This is a genomic window from Bradyrhizobium sp. McL0615 (assembly GCF_049993905.1).
Taxonomy (GTDB): domain Bacteria; phylum Pseudomonadota; class Alphaproteobacteria; order Rhizobiales; family Xanthobacteraceae; genus Bradyrhizobium.
On record NZ_CP188254.1, the window covers coordinates 6,061,840 to 6,082,764 of the forward strand.

28 protein-coding genes are annotated in these 20,925 nt (G+C 59.4%); 7 read left to right on the plus strand and 21 right to left on the minus strand.

What is annotated here, in order from left to right; translation table 11 throughout:
* Positions 1-40: 40 nt before the first annotated feature.
* From ACPPVP_RS29185 to ACPPVP_RS29210, 6 genes are all read right to left on the minus strand, one after another.
* A complete protein-coding gene (locus tag ACPPVP_RS29185) occupies positions 41-685 on the minus strand; it encodes a hypothetical protein (protein ID WP_426526821.1) in 645 nt (214 codons plus the stop codon).
* A gap of 1,265 nt (positions 686-1,950) precedes the next feature.
* Entirely contained in the window at positions 1,951-2,376 is a 426-nt protein-coding gene (locus ACPPVP_RS29190) for a hypothetical protein (protein WP_426526823.1), read from the minus strand.
* Complete coding sequence (locus ACPPVP_RS29195; protein ID WP_426526825.1) at positions 2,377-4,551, minus strand: portal protein; 2,175 nt, start codon at positions 4,549-4,551, stop codon at positions 2,377-2,379.
* A gap of 68 nt (positions 4,552-4,619) precedes the next feature.
* Positions 4,620-4,814, minus strand: a complete 195-nt coding sequence (locus ACPPVP_RS29200) for a hypothetical protein (RefSeq protein WP_426526827.1) — start codon at positions 4,812-4,814, stop codon at positions 4,620-4,622.
* 86 nt (positions 4,815-4,900) lie between these two features.
* Positions 4,901-5,197 (minus strand): hypothetical protein, encoded by a 297-nt coding sequence (locus ACPPVP_RS29205; RefSeq protein WP_426526829.1) that lies wholly within the window; start codon positions 5,195-5,197, stop codon positions 4,901-4,903.
* 242 nt (positions 5,198-5,439) lie between these two features.
* A complete protein-coding gene (locus tag ACPPVP_RS29210; RefSeq protein ID WP_426526831.1) occupies positions 5,440-5,604 on the minus strand; it encodes a hypothetical protein in 165 nt (54 codons plus the stop codon).
* Positions 5,605-6,174: 570 nt separating this feature from the next.
* Between ACPPVP_RS29210 and ACPPVP_RS29215 the strand changes: the two genes are divergently transcribed.
* Positions 6,175-6,609: a hypothetical protein gene (locus ACPPVP_RS29215; protein WP_426526833.1), complete on the plus strand. Its 435-nt coding sequence runs from the start codon at positions 6,175-6,177 to the stop codon at positions 6,607-6,609.
* 27 nt (positions 6,610-6,636) lie between these two features.
* Here ACPPVP_RS29215 and ACPPVP_RS29220 read toward each other — a convergent pair whose 3' ends face one another.
* Both ACPPVP_RS29220 and ACPPVP_RS29225 read right to left on the minus strand, forming a co-directional pair.
* Entirely contained in the window at positions 6,637-7,026 is a 390-nt protein-coding gene (locus tag ACPPVP_RS29220) for an MAPEG family protein (protein WP_426526835.1), read from the minus strand.
* A gap of 42 nt (positions 7,027-7,068) precedes the next feature.
* A complete protein-coding gene (locus ACPPVP_RS29225) occupies positions 7,069-8,499 on the minus strand; it encodes a citrate transporter (RefSeq protein WP_426526837.1) in 1,431 nt (476 codons plus the stop codon).
* 232 nt (positions 8,500-8,731) lie between these two features.
* Here ACPPVP_RS29225 and ACPPVP_RS29230 point away from each other — a divergent pair, with 232 nt between their 5' ends.
* Positions 8,732-9,892, plus strand: a complete 1,161-nt coding sequence (locus ACPPVP_RS29230) for an IS30 family transposase (RefSeq protein WP_426526839.1) — start codon at positions 8,732-8,734, stop codon at positions 9,890-9,892.
* Between the two features lie 156 nt (positions 9,893-10,048).
* On the opposite strand, the gene ACPPVP_RS29235 is transcribed toward ACPPVP_RS29230, so the two are convergent.
* The 9 genes from ACPPVP_RS29235 to ACPPVP_RS29275 form a co-directional block, all read right to left on the minus strand.
* Positions 10,049-10,399: a DUF1330 domain-containing protein gene (locus ACPPVP_RS29235; protein ID WP_426526841.1), complete on the minus strand. Its 351-nt coding sequence runs from the start codon at positions 10,397-10,399 to the stop codon at positions 10,049-10,051.
* A 137-nt stretch (positions 10,400-10,536) separates the two neighbouring features.
* A complete protein-coding gene (locus tag ACPPVP_RS29240) occupies positions 10,537-11,862 on the minus strand; it encodes a PBSX family phage terminase large subunit (RefSeq protein WP_426526843.1) in 1,326 nt (441 codons plus the stop codon).
* 7 nt (positions 11,863-11,869) lie between these two features.
* On the minus strand, positions 11,870-11,998 hold the full coding sequence (locus ACPPVP_RS29245) for a hypothetical protein (protein WP_426526845.1): 129 nt from the start codon (positions 11,996-11,998) through the stop codon (positions 11,870-11,872).
* 16 nt (positions 11,999-12,014) lie between these two features.
* Complete coding sequence (locus tag ACPPVP_RS29250) at positions 12,015-12,179, minus strand: hypothetical protein (RefSeq protein WP_426526847.1); 165 nt, start codon at positions 12,177-12,179, stop codon at positions 12,015-12,017.
* The gene (locus tag ACPPVP_RS29255) at positions 12,179-12,592 is read right to left on the minus strand and encodes a hypothetical protein (protein WP_426526849.1); all 414 of its coding nucleotides are present in this window, start codon (positions 12,590-12,592) and stop codon (positions 12,179-12,181) included. The genes ACPPVP_RS29250 and ACPPVP_RS29255 overlap by 1 nt, the downstream gene beginning before the upstream one ends.
* Complete coding sequence (locus ACPPVP_RS29260; protein WP_426526851.1) at positions 12,589-13,053, minus strand: terminase small subunit protein; 465 nt, start codon at positions 13,051-13,053, stop codon at positions 12,589-12,591. Before ACPPVP_RS29260 ends, ACPPVP_RS29255 begins: the two co-directional genes overlap by 4 nt.
* 12 nt (positions 13,054-13,065) lie before the next feature.
* On the minus strand, positions 13,066-13,539 hold the full coding sequence (locus tag ACPPVP_RS29265) for a hypothetical protein (RefSeq protein WP_426526852.1): 474 nt from the start codon (positions 13,537-13,539) through the stop codon (positions 13,066-13,068).
* A gap of 210 nt (positions 13,540-13,749) precedes the next feature.
* Positions 13,750-13,926, minus strand: a complete 177-nt coding sequence (locus ACPPVP_RS29270; protein WP_426526854.1) for a hypothetical protein — start codon at positions 13,924-13,926, stop codon at positions 13,750-13,752.
* A gap of 473 nt (positions 13,927-14,399) precedes the next feature.
* Positions 14,400-15,107 carry a Crp/Fnr family transcriptional regulator gene (locus ACPPVP_RS29275; protein ID WP_426526856.1) on the minus strand — a complete coding sequence of 236 codons (708 nt, stop codon included), beginning with the start codon at positions 15,105-15,107 and terminating at the stop codon, positions 14,400-14,402.
* A gap of 452 nt (positions 15,108-15,559) precedes the next feature.
* Between ACPPVP_RS29275 and ACPPVP_RS29280 the strand changes: the two genes are divergently transcribed.
* Positions 15,560-15,955, plus strand: coding sequence for a response regulator (locus tag ACPPVP_RS29280; RefSeq protein ID WP_426526858.1), 396 nt, complete (start codon positions 15,560-15,562; stop codon positions 15,953-15,955).
* Between the two features lie 497 nt (positions 15,956-16,452).
* Here the strand turns inward: ACPPVP_RS29280 and ACPPVP_RS29285 are convergent, their stop codons facing one another.
* From ACPPVP_RS29285 to ACPPVP_RS29295, 3 genes are read right to left on the minus strand one after another with little or no spacing between them, the layout of a single operon-like run.
* Entirely contained in the window at positions 16,453-17,280 is an 828-nt protein-coding gene (locus tag ACPPVP_RS29285) for a hypothetical protein (RefSeq protein ID WP_426526860.1), read from the minus strand.
* 27 nt (positions 17,281-17,307) lie between these two features.
* Entirely contained in the window at positions 17,308-17,844 is a 537-nt protein-coding gene (locus ACPPVP_RS29290; protein ID WP_426526862.1) for a helix-turn-helix domain-containing protein, read from the minus strand.
* A gap of 24 nt (positions 17,845-17,868) precedes the next feature.
* Positions 17,869-18,222, minus strand: a complete 354-nt coding sequence (locus ACPPVP_RS29295; RefSeq protein WP_426526864.1) for a hypothetical protein — start codon at positions 18,220-18,222, stop codon at positions 17,869-17,871.
* Positions 18,223-18,850: 628 nt separating this feature from the next.
* On the opposite strand from ACPPVP_RS29295, the gene ACPPVP_RS29300 reads away from it, so the two are divergent.
* Positions 18,851-19,183, plus strand: coding sequence for a helix-turn-helix domain-containing protein (locus ACPPVP_RS29300; RefSeq protein WP_426526866.1), 333 nt, complete (start codon positions 18,851-18,853; stop codon positions 19,181-19,183).
* Between the two features lie 238 nt (positions 19,184-19,421).
* Here ACPPVP_RS29300 and ACPPVP_RS29305 read toward each other — a convergent pair whose 3' ends face one another.
* Positions 19,422-19,874 (minus strand): helix-turn-helix domain-containing protein, encoded by a 453-nt coding sequence (locus ACPPVP_RS29305; RefSeq protein ID WP_426538122.1) that lies wholly within the window; start codon positions 19,872-19,874, stop codon positions 19,422-19,424.
* On the opposite strand from ACPPVP_RS29305, the gene ACPPVP_RS29310 reads away from it, so the two are divergent.
* From ACPPVP_RS29310 to ACPPVP_RS29320, 3 genes are read left to right on the plus strand one after another with little or no spacing between them, the layout of a single operon-like run.
* Positions 19,842-20,321, plus strand: coding sequence for a hypothetical protein (locus ACPPVP_RS29310; protein ID WP_426538433.1), 480 nt, complete (start codon positions 19,842-19,844; stop codon positions 20,319-20,321). The two genes, ACPPVP_RS29305 and ACPPVP_RS29310, sit on opposite strands and share 33 nt — an antisense overlap.
* 5 nt (positions 20,322-20,326) lie before the next feature.
* On the plus strand, positions 20,327-20,674 hold the full coding sequence (locus ACPPVP_RS29315) for a hypothetical protein (protein WP_426526868.1): 348 nt from the start codon (positions 20,327-20,329) through the stop codon (positions 20,672-20,674).
* On the plus strand, positions 20,671-20,898 hold the full coding sequence (locus ACPPVP_RS29320; protein ID WP_426526869.1) for a hypothetical protein: 228 nt from the start codon (positions 20,671-20,673) through the stop codon (positions 20,896-20,898). The genes ACPPVP_RS29315 and ACPPVP_RS29320 overlap by 4 nt, the downstream gene beginning before the upstream one ends.
* Positions 20,899-20,925: the final 27 nt, after the last annotated feature.

Sequence of the window (20,925 nt, forward strand, 5' to 3'; positions counted from 1 at the left end):
CGGCTCTGGCGGCAACCGGCCCGTTTACGCCAGAGCCGTTTTAACAGACAAGTAGCAAGATCGCCTCTTCCTCGCGCCGGCGTTTCTGTGCCGCCTGCTTCGCAGCCGCAGCCGCCGCAGCGCGTTCATTCTCTACCGCCTGCATATCGACCGCGGGCGCGGCCGTAGCGACAGGGGAGGCTCGCAGAGGTGCGAACCGCGGAACGGTGCGACGGTCGATCGGCACGCCAGGCACCTTGCGCGTGATCGCCGCGAGCTGGCGAGCGCGTTCGAGCTCTAAGAGATAGTGCCCGATGCCGCCATATTGCTGCTTGTCGTGATCGTAACCGGTGCGCGATAGCTCCGCGTTGCCGGTTGTGCTGCTCGCGCCGGCGTCCGCCCGCATGATGGTCGTTGCGGATGGCGCGATTCCGTTGATGGTGAAGGCGCCGCGAGCGACCGCAAGGCCGATCGTAAACGATACCGGCTTGCCCGATGCCGAGACGGCGCCTGCCGAGACAACGAAAGAGAGCTTGCCGGCGACCGGCTGGCCCGAAACCGTGTAGCCGCCGACCGAAACCGCTTCGATGATTTGGAATGACGCATTGCCGGAGATCGAGAGCGATCCAGGCGCCGCGGCGAGCTGCGTTTTGAATGTGGCCGCTTGCCCTGCGGTCGAAAATGCACCGGCGTCGCTCGCCTGCACCGTCCGGAAAACAACAACCTGACCCGTAGTCGAGAACGAGCCAGGGTCAGCCGTCAGCGTCCCGCCGCTTACGGGCGTATAGACAACGACGATAAGACCTTGCTTGCCTGCACTCGGCGAGCCGCCGCCACCGCCAGAGCCACCGGCCGCGCCGGCAGTCTGGACGATCCGTGCACCGCCACCACCGCCACCGCCACCACCGCCTCCAGCGCCTCCACCGCCTCCGGCTCCGTAGAGACCGGATGCGCCTGCGGAGCCGCCAGTTGTACCGGGGCCGCCTATAGTGGGGGGAACTGAGGTGCTTGGCGCTCCAGCGCCGGGGCTTCCACCGCCCGGCCCGCCTGATGCGTTAGAGCCGCCGCCGGAGCCGTGCGTGGCGTCATACTGCGTTCCGTTGGAAGCTGCCGCCGTGTTCCCGGCATCGCCAGAACCGCCGGAAGCGCCTGCGCTTGCGGTGCCTGCGCCGTGGGGACCAGCAGCACCGCCACCGCCGCCGCCTGCCCCACCAGCACCACCAGTGCCGCCGTTGCCGCCAGCTGTGATGCTACCTGCTACTCCTGGGCTTCCGCCCGCGCCAGAGCCGCCAGCAGCAGCACCACCGCCGCTGAACTTGGTGGTCCCGATACCTGCACTGGCTTGGCCGCCTAGGCCACCCGATGTTCCGCCCTTTGCCGCAACCGCAGCAGCAGCGAAGGACGCGCCGTTGAACCATGTATCTCCGCCATTAGTGGAGGCTCCGCCGCCGCTCCCCACGTTAATCGGGATAGATGCCCCAGGCGTGAGCGCAACAGGGCCAGCGGAATACGCGCCACCGCCGCCCCCGGTGCCACCATTGCCGCCAGTGCCTCCAGTGCCGCCGGCACCGCCAAAGCTGCCTTGAGGTCCGTTTTGACCTGTGAAGCCAGTGCCGCCTCCAGCGCCAACGATGCCTCCAGCGCCCGCGCCGATACACTCGATTGTGGCGCTTGCGCAGTCGGTAGGGACAGTCCAGCTTGTGCCAGACGCTAGAAAAATCGTGACGCTAAGAACGATCGGCTCAAACCGAAACGTCTTTTTCGGACCGTTCTCGAGAACTTGTTGCGTTAGGACCGCTTCGCGGCGTTGCTCGCTGGCGCCGGCCTGGACGTCCCGATAGGACAGGGTTAGCGCCGTGCCGCCGATCAAAAGCGAAGCGACGGCCGGACGTATCCGGCTCTTTCGCTTCCTCAAGTCGAGCGGATCGTTTGCGCGCCTGACACTGCTAAGGTCGATCATGCCGGCGGCTTTTAGTTAATCGTGAGAACGCCGTTCGCTGCGTCGCAGTCGACCAGGAAGCTATTTCCGTTCGTGATGTTGACAGCCGCCTGAAAGTCCCACCAGCCGATAAGCGGTTTCAGCGGTACCGCCGGCGTGCTGTTGTAGAGGACGGCATAGCGAAACGTTGCGATCGTTCCGCCTACCGCGGTAAACAGGACGTCGTTAAGCACCAGCTTGTAAAGGCCGCCCGTCTGCACGCCCGAAACGAACGTTGCGGCGCCGCCGCCGGCCGTATAGCCGAAGCCCGCGGCAATTTCGGCAACGTCAGCCTTAACGGCATTGGTCGCGACCGGCGCCGTATTGGTCAGCATAACCATCAGCGCGGCCGTGTTGAGATTGTGAACCGCGGTCGCAAGATCCTGCGGCCACTGATTGAATTTGTTGAAAGCAGCCATTTAGCCCCCCATAGGTGCAATCCCGACGACTTCGCCGGTTTGCGGATCACGGATCAGTTTCTTCGGAGTGTTGAGCGCCTGCGCCAGCGTGGTCATGTCGCGGCGCATTTCGTTCATCATGCCCATGATGAGCGCGGCGACGTCGCCCCCGCCCTGCTCCGGCTGGCCGTCCGGCCCGGTCGCCGCTGGCGCCGTGAGCGCCTTCAACATTGCGTCGTTTTGCGCGGCCTCGCGCGCGAGCTGCGCCTTCGTTTCGGCCTCGCGACGCATCGCCTCGATTTTCGCGTCAGACTGCGCTTTGTCGTTCGCAATTTTCGCCTGCGCCTTGTCGTTTTCTAGCTTCAGATCCGCTTCGCGCGCGGCCTGTTCCGGATCGGCCTGTTGCTGCGATTTCTCAATACTGTCCGAAATGTCCTTTTGCGCGGACGTCGGGAGCGGCGAATACTTGAGCAGCGCGAGCCAGGTTGCCGGCGGCAGCATCTTGCCGATAACCGGCAAGATCTGTTGCAGCATCGCCCAGGTGAGTTCCTTTTGGTTCGCCGAGGTCGCGCTTTGGTCAACGATGACGTCGTACTGAGTTTTTCCGTCGAAGGCGTCCTTCTTGATGAGCGGGACAAATTGCGCCTCTTCCGGGCCCTCGATTTTCACGAGCGTTCCGTCCGGGATGTAATGCTCAATGATGTAGAGCATCAGCCGGCCTTGTTCCTTCCGGTAGCGCCGGAGGCTATCGAACAACGGCTGCAGGATCGTCAGCGCGGATTGCTTGCGTTGCAGATCCAGGCTTGCCGCCTGCCCTGCCGAGCTTTGCATTCCCAAAATCTCGACGTTGACGCCGGACACGTCGCGGTGCGATTGCACCGCATACTGCATCAGCTCGAAAGAGCCTTGCGGAAATTGCGACGTCGGCTTTGCGATCATTTTCGGGTTAGAGCCCGAGAGCGCGCCGGGTTTCAGGTACGTTACCTGATCCTGATGCGCCCAAGACTGTTCGCCCTGCGCGTCATTGTCGAAGAACTGGCCCCTTTCGACCGCAACACCACCCTTCGCCGTGGTGTTCATGATGTGCATTGTCTGCGACATCCACTTATTCGACCAGCGAGCCGGGTCTTTCATGGCGCGGACGATGCCGAAGAACGTATTTTTGTTGCGGTCCCGCTTGCCGGTCATGCACTTGAACGAGAAGTGGCCCTTACAAGGCGCGTCGCCGACTTCGAGCAGCACGTTCCCAAGGTAGGCTTGCCGGTAAACCTTCCGCGTCGTTTTGGTGAAGCGCAGTTTTCCGCCGGCGAGCTTGGCCTTTTGGCTCAGTTGCTCGAACTCGTCTTTGCCGAGCTGCAAAATGTTGTCTGGGTTGGTCGGATCAATCACCAGGTAAGCCGGGACGCGCTCCCACCACTGGACACGAACCAGCGTCACGCATTCGTCGTCGTCGCCGTCCTCGCCGCTTTCGGCCTTATTGTAGGTTTCGCCGTCGTTGTGGTGCGGCTTCTCGCCCTCGTCCTCTTCGCCGAGCCAGGTAGCGTTATAGTCGGCATCTTTAAACGGCCGATCGGGATCGCCCGGGCAGAGCGCGCGCGCCTCGTCAATCGGGACGTCGCGCCGGATGTGCGCCAGGCGCCGGCCGTCGACCAGGTTTCGCTTCTTGGCGCCGCTATCCCACACCATTTCGAGCGGGTCGACGCGATCAACCTTGGGATCGCCTTCCGGGTTGTCCTCATAGTCCAGACGGGTTTCCGTCCAGCCCATGCCGCACACCACCAGGTCGCGAAAGGCGTCGCTTTCCTCATCTTCCGCGTCGCATTGCTGGCGAAACCACTTCGCCGCGGACGTCAGCAGCTCGTTTTTCTTCGCAACGCCGAGCCGGCGCGGCAGAAATTGCACTTCCTGCCGGTTGCCGACTTCCTGACCGGCCACGCTATCGACCGTCGTTCCGACGCGGTTAAAGATGACGATCGGGCGCTTTGCATCCTGCAAAATCGCCTTATCGTCGTCCGTGAGCTGTTCGCCGGCGTCAAAGTCGAAATCTTCGCGCGCCTCTTTGCGCCAGGCGACTTGGCCTTTGCTGTTCCGATCGGCTTTGACGAACCGTTTCAGCTTGCGAAAGAGGCTCTCCGCGTCCCTTACGGGCTCGCTAGCCTCGCCGCCACCCTGATAGCTGTCCGCGTCGTTGAGCATTCAAACCGATCCTGTTGATCAGGATCGGTCCTAACAGCGTGCCGGAAATGAATTATCCGGGGCTCAATTCAGGCTACCCTCTTTGGGGTAGCGGGGGCTGCGTCATGCGTCTCCGAGACGGGATCGGGGCCCGACTGGATCATGCCGTCGCGGCGAACCAATAGCTCTGACTGAGGGTCAACCGCCAGCCGATCGAACAGCGCTTGCAGTTCGGGCCGAAGACCGTCGCCACAGAGGGCGGCGATAGAGTGAAATTTGCGCATATCGTGCTCCTTTGGATTTGGAACATGGTAGGAGTTCGGGTGATGCGTGCCACCCGATTGCCGACAAGGTGCCGCGACAGGAATTCCTAGGTGGGACTCGCCGCAGCCTTGGCCGCCTGCCCGACTTGGTACGGCATCCAGGAACAGAAATAGCCGTGTTCGGGCTTTGGCTCGTCAGCCTGCACAAGCGCGACGCTCGTTCGGCTGTGAGGGACGCCGTTGCTATCGAAAACGCTCAGGTTCACCAGCGCGTCGCCGAAAACATGAGTAACGATCGCGGCCAGCGGCTTTCGGCTGTCAATGTGGGTAAAGCCATAGTCGCCGGTAAGCGTCGAAGGTGTGAACCACACAACGCGGCCGACAGTGGGGACAATCTTGGTCATGGAAGCATCCTGTTTGGTTTGGATGCTTCGGAAGTACAGCGCTGCCGGAAATGATTTCTCCGCGCGACAGGAACGGTTGCCCAGCATGCTGATTATGGTGGATGTCCCTTCCGCATAGTGGACAGTCTCATGACTTAAGCGGTCCCGGAGTTCGATAGCCCGGGATTGCTAGCGGCTCTGGCGAGAAGTAGAGCTCCCGCCAGGGCCGTTCTTTTGCAGTCTCCAATTCGAGCTGCGCCGCATCAATGGAGGCGCTTACGAAGCTTCTTGATAATCGCCCGCAGATCTTTGGCGTAATCCTCGACGATCCGTCGCGCCTCGGCTGAGCGCGTCGGCTTGGGCTTTGCCGGCGCCTTTTTAGCTTCCCTTTCCTTCTCATGGCGAGGGTTCATGACCGGAGGATGCATACCAGCCCATCCTGGGGTCGTTTGATCTAAATCAAGGACCCCGCAGTTTTTGGTAATATGGTGCGGGTCGATGAGCGCACTGCTAACTGACAAGTACCTTTACGCCTTACGAGCCGTCGCCCTTGGCAAGGTTTTCCGTACGTATACCAGTGTAGCCTTCACGATAACCGGCCCATGTAGCAGCAAACTCCTTTGGTCGATGGCCCGAATGAACTTGATTGCTGACCCTCCGGGCGGTCCTCTACGGGGCTATCACCACATGGTGCTCACTGCCAAAGGGGCGGAAACATTGCGGGCCGCCTTCGGTAGCGATTTACGCTATTTACGCGCTTTGCCAGGACCCGCTACTCCGTGAGCTTCGCCGGTCCTGATACCGCTCGCGAGGGGGCGGAGCGCCGTCCTGTTGATCGTAATGGATGCACATCAGGCGAAGCGGTCCGCTTTTGAGCGCAAAACGGACTCTGCTCGGCCGGTAGTTGAGGTCCGCTAAGGGCCACAAACGGACTTCGATAGCCCGATCTTCGCCTATATAGTGGTGTGGGGTAGCTTGGAATACTGCCGGATCATCTCGTGAGAAAAGGTGCCATTGTTGTTTTCGTTGTTGTTGCCGTTATCGGTGCAGCGATTCTTGCCCTGCACCGGCTAAACTTTCCAGACACATCATCATCCACTATCACCCAACGAGAGGTGCGCATTAAGGATGCTGTAGTTTTCCATAATCCTACCCACGACTCCTCCAAATTTGTTGCTTTCGTCGAAGCAGTAACTGAAAAGAGAGGGGCAGCGCCTCTGCAAGAATGTCAGGAGGAATTGCTGCTGATCAATAAATTGTACAAAAGTTCGGTACGAAAGGAATTCGGCGCGGGTGACAGCCAATCTGTAATAAGCATCCTGATTTTTGCGCCACGCGATATGTACCGGAAAGAAGCGAAGGTCCGTATGGTTTGCAAATCGACTGCAACCGATTGGTATCCGGTAGAACTGCCAGACCTAAAACATCAATGAACGAACGAAGCCGAGCTTGTTTCGCGTTCAGACAAATAAGTCACCCAAAATCGTAAAAATTCCTATCTGTGCGGCGAGCCAACAGATTGGCCGTACACCTGGCGGGGCGAAGGCGTAGGCGGGAACATAAAGCAGCCGGGCGACGACGAACACCCAAGCTCCAATTACCGATAGTGATGCAGCGGCATGAGCCGCGTGCACCAGGAACAGTGCGGCAACGAACTGTGGAAATATCTCTAGCAGGTTACGGTACGCACGAACGAAGCGCCCGCTAACACCCGTAACCTCGCGCACTTCGTCACGAGGCCCTGCGACCCAAGAGCCTCCTAGCTGACGGAGTGTCAACACACTGGATAGGGTGAGCTGAAGAGTAGCCAACAACATCGCCGCGGCCAGTGCCCAGAGATCACCCGTCATCGAAATCGCGCTCCCCGACGCTCCGTCGGCGCGGGGATGGCCTTACACCGGGCCAGCCGCGCTCAGTTGATAGTTCATATCCAACGCAACGCGTTTTTTGTGTGGAGCGTCAGGATTCCACCCAACAATGGCGAACATCACGAAGAAGCCCACAATATACGCCACCACGATAAACCAGCCGTGCCGCAGCCACAGGCCGACCGACTTTGCCTGTGGATACATATTGGAGATCGCGACGCCCGCAGACGAGCCGAACCAAATCATCGAACCGCCGAAGCCCACCGTATACGCAAGGAAACCCCAGTCGTAGCCGCCCTGCTTGAGCGCCAGCGCGGTCAGTGGGATGTTGTCGAACACGGAAGACAGGAAGCCGAGTCCCAGCGCAGTTTGCCATGAGGCCCGCGGCAATTCCTCGACCGGCATAAGGGACGCATTGGTGACAAGGGCCAGAAGGAAGACCGTGCCCTTGAGCGTTTCCGGCATGGTGGCCCAATCCGGCCGCCGCAGCGGCGCGGCCGCGAGGATGACGATCCAGACCGCAAGTCCGATTACGGGGATGGCATCGAGCACCGCCGGAAATTTCAGGTTGGCGATGACGTTCGCCGCAATGGCGATGGTCAGGATTGCAGCGACAACTGCCACATACGTCCAATCGACGCGCAGGCCACGCTGTGCATTCTTTTGAATTGGCGAATAGCGGTGTTGTGCCAGCGAAGCCGGTATCCCGTAGATCAGGAAGCCAGCAACGGCTGCTACGTAGGCTTCGACGACGCGCAGCGGGCTGATGCCGTCGATCCACATCATGGTGGTAGTGGTATCGCCGACAACGCTGCCTGCGCCTCCTGCATTGGCAGCCGCAACGATAGCGGCAAGGTAACCGATATGTACTTTGCCCCTGAACATGTGACGCGCCATCGTGCCGCCGATCAGCGCAGCGGCAATATTGTCGAGAAAGCCTGACATCACGAATACAATGGCAAGCAGGACTAGGCTGCCGCTCCAACCGTCCGGCAGGAATGCTGGCATCACATCGGGGATTCGACTCTTCTCGAAATGGCGCGACAGGATGGCGAAACCCATCAGCAGCAGAAACAGGTTGGCGAGGATCACCCATTCGTGATGAAGCTGAAGCATCAGGCCCGTCAGGCCCTTGCCTTGTCGGAAGCCGGTAAACACGACCTTGTAAAGTGAAACGGCCACAAGTCCGATCAACGCCACCTCAAGCGTCTTGTGGTGGAACACGGCGACACCCAGCAGCGTCAGGCCGAACAGAATGAAATCAACCGGGATGCCAAACAAGTAGACGGGCTGAGCCGAATACAGGCCGGTAGTGGATGCTGCCGCAGCTGGATTTGCGAATAGGATGAGCGGGAGGGCCACCGCGGCGGCAAGAAGAAGCCGGGGCACGTTCACGGCCCGCCCGGCGAGGGATTGGGCACGGAGAATTTCCTCGTCAGAACGGCGATGATGCATTGGGCGCACGCTTTCCGCGTGGCGGCCCGACCATCGCTTGACCTGTCACTGCCACATGCAGCGAACACCCGAGTGCCGTTCTACACCGCAACCGGCAGAAAGCAATGTGCCAGCGGTCCGAGTTGGGTCATTAGCGGACGTATCACGGCCGCCCGGCAATGTCCGCTTAACCCTGGTGGTCTCAACCGGTCGCCGCAACACTTTATCTTAGAGGGAAAAGATGGAGTGTGGGATGGAACGGAGATTTCATAGAGGTTTTACTGCGGCGGAGAAGACGGAATTATGGGATCGCTGGAAGCGTGGGGAGTCGCTGAAGGCGATTGGACGAGCTTTTGGTAAGCAGTCATCGTCGATCTATTTTCTGGTGGCTCCGCATGGTGGGATTCGTCCTGCGGAGCGGCGTCGCTCCAGGTTGGCGTTGACGCTTGCGGAACGCGAGGTGATTTCCAGAGGTGTTACGGCACATCGATCGGCCCGGTCGATCGCCAAACTGCTTGGCCGCTCACCCTCGACGGTGAGCCGGGAAATGGGTCGCAATGGCGGCTATGATCGCTACCGAGCGACACTTGCGGACGAGAATGCCTGGGCGCGATCCCGTCGTCCAAAATGTTGTAAGTTAGCGACCAATCCGCGGCTTCGGCGGGCGGTGGCAGGCAAGCTCAGATTGGATTGGTCACCCGAGCAGATAGCCGGTTGGCTGAAGAGAACGCATCCTGAAGACGAGTGTAATCAGGTGTCACACGAGACCATCTATCGCAGCTTGTTTGTCCAAGCACGCGGCGTGCTCAAGAAAGAGCTGCTTAGCCATCTTCGATCGAAGCGCTCGATGCGTCGCTCCAGGCCGGTTGACCCAAATGGGGATAGACGGGGGCACATCAAGGATATCGTCTCAATCAGCCAGCGACCGGCGGCGGTTGAAGATCGGGCGGTGCCTGGCCATTGGGAAGGCGATCTGTTGTCCGGACCGAACAACAGCTACATCGCGACCCTGGTCGAGCGTCATACGCGTTACGTGATGTTGGCCAAGGTGGCAGGCAAGGACACCCAGACGGTCGTATCCGCGCTCATCAAGCAGGCGAAGAAGCTACCAAAGGAGCTGTATAAGTCCCTGACCTGGGATCGGGGCAAGGAACTTACGGATCATCGTCGCTTTACGTTGGCGACCAACATCGACGTCTATTTTTGCGATCCGCAAAGCCCGTGGCAGCGCGGGTCGAACGAGAATACCAATGGCCTGCTGAGACAGTACTTCCCGAAGGGCACCGACTTGTCGGTGCATTCGCAAGCCTATCTGAACAAAGTGGCTCGTCAGCTAAACGAACGACCACGTGAGACCTTGCAATTTGAAACACCAGCGGAGAGATTTAACGCCTGTGTTGCGTCGACCGGTTGAGCCGGCACCTCCTAAGCGGTCAAGCACTTTGCCAGGAGCCGCTACCCCGTGAGCTTCGCCGGTCCCGATACCGTTCGCGCGGGGGCGGAGCGCCGTCCGGCTGGTCGTAGTGGATGCACATCAGGCCGAAGGCGTCCGCTTTTGAGCGGCAAACCATCACGCGCCTTTCATAGTCTCACGGATATTGTTCGCGAACGCCTTAATGGTGAACCCTGCCGGCAAAGAATCGATCAAGATTATGTCGGAGATCGCACTCTTGATCCGGAGAGCGCGAAGGGCGGTGTAAGCCGCGGAGTTGTACCACTGGTCAGCCGCCTCCCGGGTCGGGAACTCCATCAGCACGACAGCGCCAGGCCAAGCTCCCTCGATTACGTCGCCTGGACCCTGCGCTAGCCATTTACCGCCATAGGGCGCAACTGTTGCCTCAACTTGGTCAAGGTAGTTCAAGGCATCGTTGCTCGGGACATCGCCCGGAATCCGCAGATGATTTACGAGGTAGGTTGGCATCGTGGTTCCCTATGGTTGCTAATAGAGATCGATAGCATGTGAAGACATAGCGAGATTCCCAATTTGAACGAATTAAGCGACTTTGCGGGACGACCGGGCTACTTCCGCTTGCCCTCCATCGCTTTACTCCTGAGCGGTCAAGCACTTTGCCAAGAGCCGCCGCTGCTCGAACTTCTCCTGCCTCGATATCGTTCCCTCTGCGGCGGAGCTCCGTCCGGCTGGTCATAGTGGATGCACATCAGGCCGCCGGCGTCGGCGCCGTGCGAGCTCCAATCGTGGTTGGGCCCGAGCCCTATGTTCCGCTCATCGTTGGATTTCTTTTCGTGATACCAGCCGAGCGCGTCGCGCCCCGCTTCCGTCGTTTCCGCGTTGAAGAAGATCCGCGGGAAATGCCGCCGCATGGTCTCAATGCGGGCCGAGGCCGCGCCGGCGCCCTGGTTCGGGATCACCAGGACGTCAAACTGCGCCTCGCGGATCGCGCTTTCGTAGGACGTCGCAAACACCTTGTCGCCGGCGGCGCCGTCGTGCGGCAGGATCACCCAGGCTTTGCCCCATCCACGATCGCGCATCCATTGCAGATGAACCGAGAGCGGTTGCCCTTGCGCCTCGTAATAGTCCAGGACGTTGATTTTCTGCCCGACAAACTGACAGATCCAGATTGCCACCGCGTCAGCCCGCGCGCCCGTTCCGCCTATGTCGAAATAGGCGCGGATCTGCATCAGCGGATCGACCGGAACGAAGGTTATTCGGCCCTGTTCCTTGGCTTGCAGGAGCAGCTTGGAGTAATAGGCGCCCTCCACCACCGTTCGGAAACCGCCGTTCCATACCCAATCGTATTGATCGGGGCGGTTCTTTAGATCATCGAGCCGCGTCGCGTTGAGGATCTTGGGGAAGAACGGGTTATCCCGCCAATTCAGCTCAACGATCTTCGAGCCGTCCGGCGGGGCTTGCCGAAAGCGAATATGGGTCGCGCTCTTCTTGCGATCGGGATTCCATGTCACCCAGATTTCGGCGCCCTCTTCGCGCACGGTCGGGATTGTCACCGTCCAGGCGTTCGCGCTGACTGGTTCGGCTTCATCGACCCATAGAAGCAGGATCTTCGCCTTTGACTTGATGCTGTCGAGATTATGCCGCAGGCCCGCGAACACGAACGAAATCCGCCGGCATTTGGTCCGGATATAGGTTTCGCCGGCATCGAAGAAGTCCGCCAGCCAGCTTTCCGAGGAAATGGCCGCTTTGACTTCCGCAAATGAACTATCGGCCAGCGAATTCATGAACTCGCGGCCGCAGAGAATAATCCCCTCGCGGCCTTCTGTTGCCCACATCATCGCGCGCACCGCCGCCATTTTGGCGAACGAGCGCGTTTTAGCCGAGCCGCGGCCACCATAGGCGCCGCGAAACATGGCCTCGCCGGTAAAGACCGGGACGAGCTTAGGAGGAAGGAGAAGCCGCGGAACGGTCAAGGCGCAATCAGCCGCGGCTCACCACGACAGCGCCGAGCAGGAACCATGCCCACACCCAGGCACTTTGGCCGTTAAGAGCAATCGCGGCGGAGCCGATCGCCAGCGCCGCAGAAACCGCATGCCTATTCATCGTCATCGTTACATCCCCCGTTTCAGAAACGTTTCAGTGGACGGCGCAGTTCGAGCTTTAGCGCGCGCTCGAACGCTCCGCGGTGCTGGTCCGCCCAATCCTGATAGTATGCATCCCAATCCGCCGGCCGCGGATCAGTCACCGCGACGAGATCGCCGCGCTTGTTGCGATAGACAAGCGCAGCCATTACGCGCCTTCCAGGAACGCCATGCGGCGCGCGCGCAGATCATCGCCCGGCGCAACGCCTTCGCTCATCAGCCGGCGCAGCTTCGCCTTGTGCGCGATCGGGATGGCCCAGCCGCCCGAGCCCCATTCGGTCCGGACTTCGACGCCCACCTTTTCGAGCGCCTTCCGGACCTTGACCATCTGGACGTCGATCAGCTTCATTTCCGGTTGATCGCACTCAGGCCGAGCGCCGAAAAGAACGGTATGCATCGCCGTCCTGGTCGCGACCGAGCGCCGGAGCATGAATCCAATCATTTCGCATTGCTGCGGCGTGGCATCGAGAACGGCCAGCAGCCGCGATACGTCGTCATTGCCGACGCCTAGAAGCGCCTGCAACTCTTCCACCCTGTCACGCAACTGTTCGGCTTCGCTCATCCCTCGCCCATCCCTTCCGGTATTGGAGCCGCCACCAGCTCAATTTTCGTAATGGTTTGGACCGCCGCGCCGTCCGGCCCGCTGATTTCTTGCGTTACCTTGTCGCCGTACTTTTTCGGAGACATGCGAGCCGCCAGCCACTTTCGGCTATCAACCCGGAGCCTTGAGCGAGCAACGAATTCGGCATCCATGCGGACAGCGCCCGTTTCGGGATCCGTCACCGCGTCTCCGCTGCGATCGTCGGAAATCTCAAGGATTTCTTCCGCCAGGAGCGTTGCCCGCGCATCCATCGCGCGCGCGTACTGATCCTGAAACGCTTTGTCGCCCGCCAGCCACCGGAAAACCGTCGACAAAGCCGGCATTGCATCGTCGCGGCAGATCGAGCGCAGGCTTTCGCCCTCACCCATCCGAGCGCAGATCAGAACAGCGAGTTCCGGGGAATAGTCGGAAGGCCGGCCCATTGGTGTTTCGCCTTAACCCAGATCGTTCGAGAACTGACCGAGGGCTGAAAGGAATTCATCCGTCTGCCCCTCGATCTGTTGAGCGATCTTGCCAACAGCGCCAGCGACCGTCTCCCGCTGACGGGCAAGCGTGCCTTCCAAGATCCGAAGTTGGGCTTGCTGGATTTCGCCCATCATGCGGGTGTGCTCTTCCATCATCTGCTTGACGCTGGCGCCGGCACTGGCGGGATTAGTCGACATGGTGGCAGCTCCATTGGCTTTGGCCGCCACAGGAATTGCAGCCGGCTTGTCAGGGATCAGGGACACGGGGGGGAGCTTGATCGCGTTCCGAACGGCCGCCTCGCATTCAGCGTCAGAGGCCGAAGCGTCGACGGCAGCCGAGTAGCCATCCCAGCGAAGGACAATCCGGCCCGCTTCAAGGCCCATCGTCAGGGTTTCAATCCCTCCGACGTCCGCCATGCGGGTTTTCAAATCGTGAATGCTCATGCCAATGAGCAAGCGGCCAGTTGCCTTAATGCACCAAGAGCCCTAGCGGCGCATTTGCAAATTTCTGTGCGTATCTTCGCGGGCTTTTACTGTCCCGAACGTAAGGTGCAGGAAGTCCGCTTTGCCTTCAGCAACGGACTTGGCGAACCGGGCTCGTCAGGTCAGCAATAGAGCGTCATTCGAAATCAAGGAAGCGGCAACCAGCTGCCCTTAGTGCTCTGGCTCAAACCGTTCAATGAAACGTTCGGCCTGCCAAAGCTCCACGGCGTGTCCATTCACGGCGATTTTTGCGAGCCGACGCGCTTCTTGCTGATTAGCGCAGCGAATATCTACGCGATTGATGATGTGGCCGTCAGGTCCAATGACGTAGGCCCGGTATTCTTCCATCGAACGCCCCGCAGCTGATCCGCCTGAGAACCTGCGTCTCAAGAGTAACCGCTGTCCATATGCGAACCGTCTCATTTTAGGGCGGCAAGCAGCGACCTACCTCTTCTGATCGGTGCACCAGTTTTTCAATGACTTAGGAGCTTGCAGCCCCGGGCGTAGTCAGCCATTCGTTGATGTGAGCAGCCGTGCCGGCTTGCCGGGCTCGACGTAAAAGCAATTCGCGCGCTGTGCCCGGCGGAAGCTTGTCTGCTGCCTCTTTGAAGCGTTGGGCCTCTTCTGCTAACCGCTCTTCAAAGGTCTTCTCGTGTCTGACCCGTCTACGTTTTTGAACCATAGGGACCTCTCTCGACCCCCACCTTTTCCCCGGCATACCATAGACCCTTTGGGTCGTTCCGTCTGTCCGGTGGCCGACAACACTATTTTTTTCAGGAGCTGCGGTGATTTCCACATTGCTCGTGAACCGCGGGGCTCACTCAGTCGATCAGAGTGGCCTCATGTTCGACGAGCGTCCGATAGCATTCGCAGGACATGCGTTCGAGTGCGCCACGGTCCAGTATTTTAATGACACCTCGCGAATAGGTAATAATGCCTTGATCCTGGACCTTAACGGCGACCTCGGTCACGGATGTCCTGCGAACTCCAAGCATTTCGGCAAGTAGTTCTTGCGTCAGCGTGACGGTATCACATGCGGCCCGATCAGCCGACTGCAATAGCCAACGGCAAAAGCGTTGGTCGATTTGGTGGAGCGCATTGCAGGCGGCCGTAATCCGGGCTTGGGTTAAGAGGACCTCGTTGTAGCCAATGCAGAGGTCTCGCACCGCTTGGCTCGAGGTTACTGACTTCCTGAAAGCGGCTGAAGCTATCCTGCTGGCTGTCGTTGGTAATTGAACGTTCACCCGGACCAGGGATTTGTAGAGACCCAATCCAGCCATTGCACCAACTACGCCTTCGCGGCCGACGGTCGCGGTCTCAATCGCCTTGCCGTCTCGCATGACGGCCAGCAACGAAAACATCCCGGCGTGTGGGAAATAGACCTGATCGACCTCGCTGCCAGCTTCATAGACAATAGTGCCTTGCGGCAACTGAACCGTCGTTAAGTGAACCGCGAGCGCGCCAAACTCGCGGCGCGGCAGCAAGGCGAGCAGCTTGTTATCCAGCGGGCTGGTTGAAGGTGCATGCAACTGCGGGATCCGTGCCCGATCGGTCGGGCGGTTCGCCGCAGGGGAATAGTGCGAGCTCCGAGGGGACGCTCCGCGGTGGATGAGGTTACGTTAACAGCACAGGTGTTGCGTGTCGGTCCGGTATCCGTCTCTAGAACCGCTTCTGCCGATTAGCGTTGAGGTGCTTGCCTATTAGGCCACCGTGCTTTTTTCGAAGACGTCTGGCTCGTCAGGGCCTTTATCTGTCGGAAGTCCGACAATGCCGTTGAGGCAGTTACAAGCTGCCCTGACGCAGCTCTTTGCAGTCATCCTTTATAATGGGCGCTTACAGGAACGAATAGTCAATGGGCGTATTAGCCCGTACGCACCGCCTATGTCCGCTCTCCGACATAGGAATAAGGTGAAGCGCACCTGCGGCTTGGACGCGGGTATTGAAGCGCCATTTGCGACAACCTGACAGTTAGCAGGCTCCGATGCAGCAATTAGCTGGCCATCGCCCGGTCGTGCTCGTCGTCGAGGACGAGGCGCTTTTGCGATGGCATGCGGTAACAATGATCGAGGATGCCGGGTTCGAGGTGATTGAGGCTGCCAATGCGGCTGAGGCTATTTCCGTGCTCGAAGCACGGACAGATATTCGCGTCATCTTCACCGACATCCAAATGCCTGGTTCGATAGATGGTTTGCGGCTGGCCCATCTCGTCAGAAACCGCTGGCCGCCCATCAAGATCATCGCGACCTCAGGTCAGCTCAGGCTTCGCGACTACGAACTCCCTGAGGGCGGACGGTTTTTGCCCAAGCCCTATTCCGTCGGGCAGGTCACCGGCACATTGCGCGAGCTAATCGGCGGAGACGCAAGCGGGAGCGTATAGCGCTCCTCGGTCACCAATCATAGCCAATGCTCGGTGAACCATCGGCGCTACACGCCTCGGTTACCGGGACGTTTTATTCCGGCGACCTGAGCCCAGGCGACGTAAGCCATTCATTTATGTGGGATGCGGTCTCCAACTGTCTGATCTTTTTAAGCATTGCATCCCTGTCGGGACCATTGGCAAGATCGGCAATCTTTTCCTTCAGCCTAACCTTCTCGGCTGCCATCTGATCTTCGAATGAGTGCGGTAAGGATCGGCGACGCCTCATGACACAACCTCCGACTTACGGGTCCAAAACCGTAGGGTTCGACGGACTTTGCCAAGAGAAAAACGCTGTGGTCCAAGTCTCGGTTCCAAGTTTATTGCGGAAGAGTGATCTGTCAGTTCGATTTCCGACGCTCCACTCAAATTGGCCGCTTCGAATACAGCTGGGGATCTCCGCTATGGGGGTCCAGCGGCCTACCCCTGATCGGCCACGAACCGGCTCTCCTGGCTGATTAGACGGCGTAGCTTGCTTTCCGGATCCTCTCCCCGCTGGTAGCATCGATGCCATGCTTTGCCAGCAGCTCGCGGGGCGCGCGGCAACCGAGCATGCCCGGCTCCGGACCGGCATAGCGTGACCAGACGCCGGTGCGAACAAACATCGCAATGACCTTGTCAAAATCTGTCACGGCCTCATATCCGGCGCGCTCCGACGGCGTTAGAGCGCGCTTTCCGTGCCGATCGGATAGCGCGGCGTCGAAATACGCAAGCGACGCAATGTCCGGTTTCCGCCTCCGAAGATCGCGGACCACCTCGCGGACCATGCCAGGATCGTAACCCTTGCTGAGCCAGTCGGCGACGCGTCCAAGGTCGACTTGAGCGCCGAGGACTTCCCGCAGATCAGCGCGCAGCGCCTCTTCCACCAAATCGACCTGAACAGCGCGCGGCGCGTCTGCTCTGTTCTGCTCTGTTTCTGTTCTGCTCTGCTCTGGGGGTGTTTCGGAAACGGCGGGAGCAACGGCCGACTTCCGTTCCCTGAAACGTTTCACTCGTTCGGTTGAGTTATCCGATTTGTATTGGCGCCCTTCCCAATTATGAGGCGCAAAGCCACCATCGACCTTATCGAGCAATCCGGCGCGGTGCAGCTCAGTCACCAGGACGGCCGCGCGTTGCTCCGTCATTCGAAGCGCGAAAGCCAGATCGGCCGCCGGCGGGAGCTTGCCGCCATTGTCAGACGCCACACAAAGGCACGCCACCCAATGCCAGCGCGTCGCCTCTGGTAGCCTCATCACTTTTGGATCATTGATCACGCCGGCATACATTCGAAACCAGGGATTGTTCATTCTGCCCTCACCGCCCCTTTGAAATTTTCAGTAAAGCCGCGCTTCTAGCTCAGCGCGCAACGCCTTAACTGCCTCTGCAATGCCCGCGTCGAACGTCCCGTTGTCCGGGTCAATCAACGCCTTAACCTTCCGGATAGCGTGCAGAACGGTTGTGTGATCCTTGCCGCCGAAGCTCCGGCCGATCGCCGGTAGGCTTTTGCCGGTCAGCGCCGAGCAAAGGTACATCGCCACTTGTCGCGTTCGTACCAGCGGGCGGAAACGACGCTCCGCTATTAGCTCTTGCAAGGTAAGGCCGTAGCGGTCGCAAACGGCTATCTGAATTTCGCGGACTTTAAGCGTCTTGATCGCAGTAACCGTGTCAATCGAGAACCACGGCTCTTTCATGGGAGGGAGCGAAAGGCCCGCCGGATCTACCGGCGGCTCAGCTTGCGCTCGTTCCTGGGGCCTAACGCCTTTCGCTTCGAGTGCCGCGGCCTTTGCGGCGATCGAGGCGCGGAAGGCAGCCCGGCGCGCGTGCGCCTTCAACTCGGTGTCGGTAGGCTGGAGCGCGGGCGCTGCCATCATTGAGCAGCCCCGAAGGTGACGGGGTCAAGTCCCACCGCCCAGGAGGCGAGCAACGCGCTCAAGGCGAGCAATTTCCGCGCTAAAAAAGTCCGGATCAGAGGCATTCATTTTCCCGATTAGAGTTTGATAGTTTCGCGCCAGTGCTGCCGCCTCTTTCCGGGCTTTGATGATCTCCGCCGCCCGCCGGACATCGCGCGCCGCGTGATGATCCGGATCAGTTATTTCGCCGTACCAAAGGCCCCTCACCGCGCGGTGCGAGACCGTTTCTTTTTCCGTTCTGAGCGCGCGCCGAACTGCTTTCGGTACGCGCGCTAGCCAACTCCCTCTTGTGTCGCCCCACTCTTTCGGGCCGGCCACAACTGCAATTTCGTTACGCATGACGATCACTCCGGAAAGCTCTTTCCAAAATTCGGAATTTCCATCCGCTCAACTGAGCGCATGAAGAACGCAGACAACGAGAACGAACCTCTTTCCTTTCAATCACTCGCGCAGATCACGGCACGACTGCTAACAGCGGACGCAAAGAAGGATAAAAATGGACCAGACGATTCCGAGCCCGGTAACGATGACCAGGAGCGCGCCAGACAGCAGAGCGATTATGTCGACCAGCGTTTGCGTGACTTGGCCACTTTCGAACGCCGAGCGCGCGGGTATAAGCAATCGCGCTGACCTACTCACGAGATTGGACCGAACGAGCGCGCTTTTCATGCGGCCACGCTCCGCTTTGTCATTCCCCAGAGCGACGCCGGCGCAGTCTTTCCGCGCGCACGAAGTGCTTCAGTGATTGGGAGTTGAGTGCGCCAGGGGAATCTCCCCACCGTGCGCCACATGGAAACCGCCTTGGGTTTCGCACCTGTGAGGACGCTAACGGGGACGTTCCCACCTAGCTCTATGATGACGTCGGATGTCGTAGACAGCTCTTGCATCTGCGACCTGTATTCCAAATTTCTTGGAATGGCAATGGCGAAAAGTCTTTCTTGGCCAAATTATTTGGAAAAGTGTCATCTTGCGACTCATGGCAAAAACACCCGCAGCACCAGCGCCCGATCTAGACGCCGCACGCCGGCTGAAAATTCTCCGCACCTATGCGCAATGTGGCGACAGTCAAACGCGCTTCGCCGCAAAATACGGGTTCAGCGTCAAACAATGGAACAACTTTGAGCGCGGATTTCCGCTATCGAACCCCGTCGCCTTTCAGCTTGTGAAACTCTTCCCTGGTTTGACGCTAGATTGGCTTCACTTAGGCAAGGCTGACGGATTACCCGGCACACTGAGAGCCGAGTTGGAAGCCGCAGAGAAAGCCATGACCTCGCCGGCCGCCACAACCCGCAGCCGATGACTTGGCCCCGCCAAAAACCCCTCCACCAACTCCCTAGCCAATTCTAGAACAGCTAACGCGTCGTCTGTTTTTTCAGGAAGTTGCGCCACGATCTGAATAGCGTGACGACGCTGCCAAGCATCTTGCACTTAAAGCCTCATTCTTGATTTTGATTTCCACTTCTGAAAAGCGGACCCTTTTCAGCCCTGTTTGCGGATTTCCGGAGCGAACGCAAGAATTCTAGTGTCCAGTTCGGACGTTACTTCTCGGCAAACCTAGCTAAAATCTTACGCAGTCGGCCGTTTTCGTCGGGGGTTAAAGCGTTTTCTGCACAATGATAGTTTCGCCCAACCCGGACGACCTTCTTAAGTCTAGTGAGCCGCTCCAGACGTCGGTAAACAGAAGCGCGCGGCAGGCCCGCCTGGGTCGCGATTTTGCTCGCGTTCATCGGTTGCCCTTCGGCATCCCCTATAAAAACGCACAGCATTACTAGCAGCGTCTCTATCTCCGCCCCGAAACTGCTCGCGGTCTGAGGAAAGACCAATTCAGAAATGGCCCTAGTCAAGGCTAGGTAGAGCCGGGCCATCTTAAGCCGCTCGCAAATTTGCTCCGTCGAGAAGCGGCTTTGCACGTGAAGCATCATTAAGCAGTCCGAAGGCGCCCCCCGCCATGAAGCTAGGTGTGCATCGACCCCGCCCTCAGCGGAGGACATCTCGATAAGTTTATTTTCCAAATTATTTTGAAAAGTTACGTTGCATTTCCAAATTTCTTGGAATACGGTTTCTCCAACAGCAGGGGAGCCGCGATGTCCTACTACTCTTCCAATCCGCACTACGCCGCCGCCGATTTCAGCGAGGATACCGGCCCCCGCGAGCGCGCCGAGGCCGTTGCGAGCGAATGGTTTAATGACCTCGCCGCCCCGCAGATCGCTCGCCATCACCACCGCATGACCGTTGCCCGCGCCTACAAGGGCGCCCCGCGTTGGGACCGTGAGAAAGCTGCCGCTGACCGCGAGTTTGCGGAGACCACCGTAGACGCCTCGCGCATCGCGCAGATGGTGCTCGCCGACATGATGGCGTTTGGCGAAGTAACCGAAGCGACCTCCTACGCCTTCGATGAGGCAAAGGTTTCGCATGTGATGCAGCAGGCCGCGGAGTAACGGCAATGGCGATTGGAAATTGCGATTGCTGCGACCGGGTGAACGTTCCCGGTCATGTCGTGAACTGCCCCGGCGAGCCGTTCGCTTGCTTCATCTGCCAGGGCGACGACGCGGACCCCTACAGCGAAGCCGAGATTGAGGAGGCTTGCCCGGACTGCAACGGAGATCGCGGCTGGGAAACCTGTCGCGGCAATTGGCAGGAGTGCCGTACCTGCGACACGAACGGCAGCGTTTTCGAACAGCCGCGCCTCGTCAATCTCGATGACCTTGCCGAAATGTGCGGCGACCTCGTTTCGCTCGCCCTGTTTATCGGAGCCGTCGCGATTTGGGCTGCGATAGGCGCCGGCGCATGAGCCAATTGCTTCGCGCAATCAGCGCCACCGATCTAATCGCCTATTTCGAATTCCTGGACGATCGGCGGATGCCGAGCGCGGCCGGCGCGATGCTCGCCCTTAGCAATCGTTACCCAGGAATGACGCGCGACGAGGCCCGCACTGTTGCGAAGGCGTGGCGTGAAACCCTCTCCCACACCCTGCCCGCCGAAGATCGGGCGCTTAACGCCTTGGAGAATGCCTAATGTCTGCCGTCGTCGAAATGACGCCCG

What these genes read in the sequence shown, in the direction of transcription:
- ACPPVP_RS29290 (WP_426526862.1), bottom strand. Translation starts at nt 17,844, where the DNA reads ATGATGGCAGCGCCCGCGCTCCAGCCTACCGACACCGAGTTGAAGGCG.
- ACPPVP_RS29220 (WP_426526835.1), bottom strand. Translation starts at nt 7,026, where the DNA reads ATGACGGGTGATCTCTGGGCACTGGCCGCGGCGATGTTGTTGGCTACT.
- ACPPVP_RS29295 (WP_426526864.1), bottom strand. Translation starts at nt 18,222, where the DNA reads ATGCGTAACGAAATTGCAGTTGTGGCCGGCCCGAAAGAGTGGGGCGAC.
- ACPPVP_RS29195 (WP_426526825.1), bottom strand. Translation starts at nt 4,551, where the DNA reads ATGCTCAACGACGCGGACAGCTATCAGGGTGGCGGCGAGGCTAGCGAG.
- ACPPVP_RS29320 (WP_426526869.1), top strand. Translation starts at nt 20,671, where the DNA reads ATGAGCCAATTGCTTCGCGCAATCAGCGCCACCGATCTAATCGCCTAT.
- ACPPVP_RS29230 (WP_426526839.1), top strand. Translation starts at nt 8,732, where the DNA reads ATGGAACGGAGATTTCATAGAGGTTTTACTGCGGCGGAGAAGACGGAA.
- ACPPVP_RS29270 (WP_426526854.1), bottom strand. Translation starts at nt 13,926, where the DNA reads ATGGAAGAATACCGGGCCTACGTCATTGGACCTGACGGCCACATCATC.
- ACPPVP_RS29285 (WP_426526860.1), bottom strand. Translation starts at nt 17,280, where the DNA reads ATGAACAATCCCTGGTTTCGAATGTATGCCGGCGTGATCAATGATCCA.
- ACPPVP_RS29250 (WP_426526847.1), bottom strand. Translation starts at nt 12,179, where the DNA reads ATGGCTGCGCTTGTCTATCGCAACAAGCGCGGCGATCTCGTCGCGGTG.
- ACPPVP_RS29305 (WP_426538122.1), bottom strand. Translation starts at nt 19,874, where the DNA reads ATGTCCTCCGCTGAGGGCGGGGTCGATGCACACCTAGCTTCATGGCGG.
- ACPPVP_RS29280 (WP_426526858.1), top strand. Translation starts at nt 15,560, where the DNA reads ATGCAGCAATTAGCTGGCCATCGCCCGGTCGTGCTCGTCGTCGAGGAC.
- ACPPVP_RS29315 (WP_426526868.1), top strand. Translation starts at nt 20,327, where the DNA reads ATGGCGATTGGAAATTGCGATTGCTGCGACCGGGTGAACGTTCCCGGT.
- ACPPVP_RS29245 (WP_426526845.1), bottom strand. Translation starts at nt 11,998, where the DNA reads ATGACGATGAATAGGCATGCGGTTTCTGCGGCGCTGGCGATCGGCTCC.
- ACPPVP_RS29235 (WP_426526841.1), bottom strand. Translation starts at nt 10,399, where the DNA reads ATGCCAACCTACCTCGTAAATCATCTGCGGATTCCGGGCGATGTCCCG.
- ACPPVP_RS29190 (WP_426526823.1), bottom strand. Translation starts at nt 2,376, where the DNA reads ATGGCTGCTTTCAACAAATTCAATCAGTGGCCGCAGGATCTTGCGACC.
- ACPPVP_RS29200 (WP_426526827.1), bottom strand. Translation starts at nt 4,814, where the DNA reads ATGCGCAAATTTCACTCTATCGCCGCCCTCTGTGGCGACGGTCTTCGG.
- ACPPVP_RS29260 (WP_426526851.1), bottom strand. Translation starts at nt 13,053, where the DNA reads ATGGGCCGGCCTTCCGACTATTCCCCGGAACTCGCTGTTCTGATCTGC.
- ACPPVP_RS29225 (WP_426526837.1), bottom strand. Translation starts at nt 8,499, where the DNA reads ATGCATCATCGCCGTTCTGACGAGGAAATTCTCCGTGCCCAATCCCTC.
- ACPPVP_RS29255 (WP_426526849.1), bottom strand. Translation starts at nt 12,592, where the DNA reads ATGAGCGAAGCCGAACAGTTGCGTGACAGGGTGGAAGAGTTGCAGGCG.
- ACPPVP_RS29265 (WP_426526852.1), bottom strand. Translation starts at nt 13,539, where the DNA reads ATGAGCATTCACGATTTGAAAACCCGCATGGCGGACGTCGGAGGGATT.
- ACPPVP_RS29205 (WP_426526829.1), bottom strand. Translation starts at nt 5,197, where the DNA reads ATGACCAAGATTGTCCCCACTGTCGGCCGCGTTGTGTGGTTCACACCT.
- ACPPVP_RS29210 (WP_426526831.1), bottom strand. Translation starts at nt 5,604, where the DNA reads ATGCATCCTCCGGTCATGAACCCTCGCCATGAGAAGGAAAGGGAAGCT.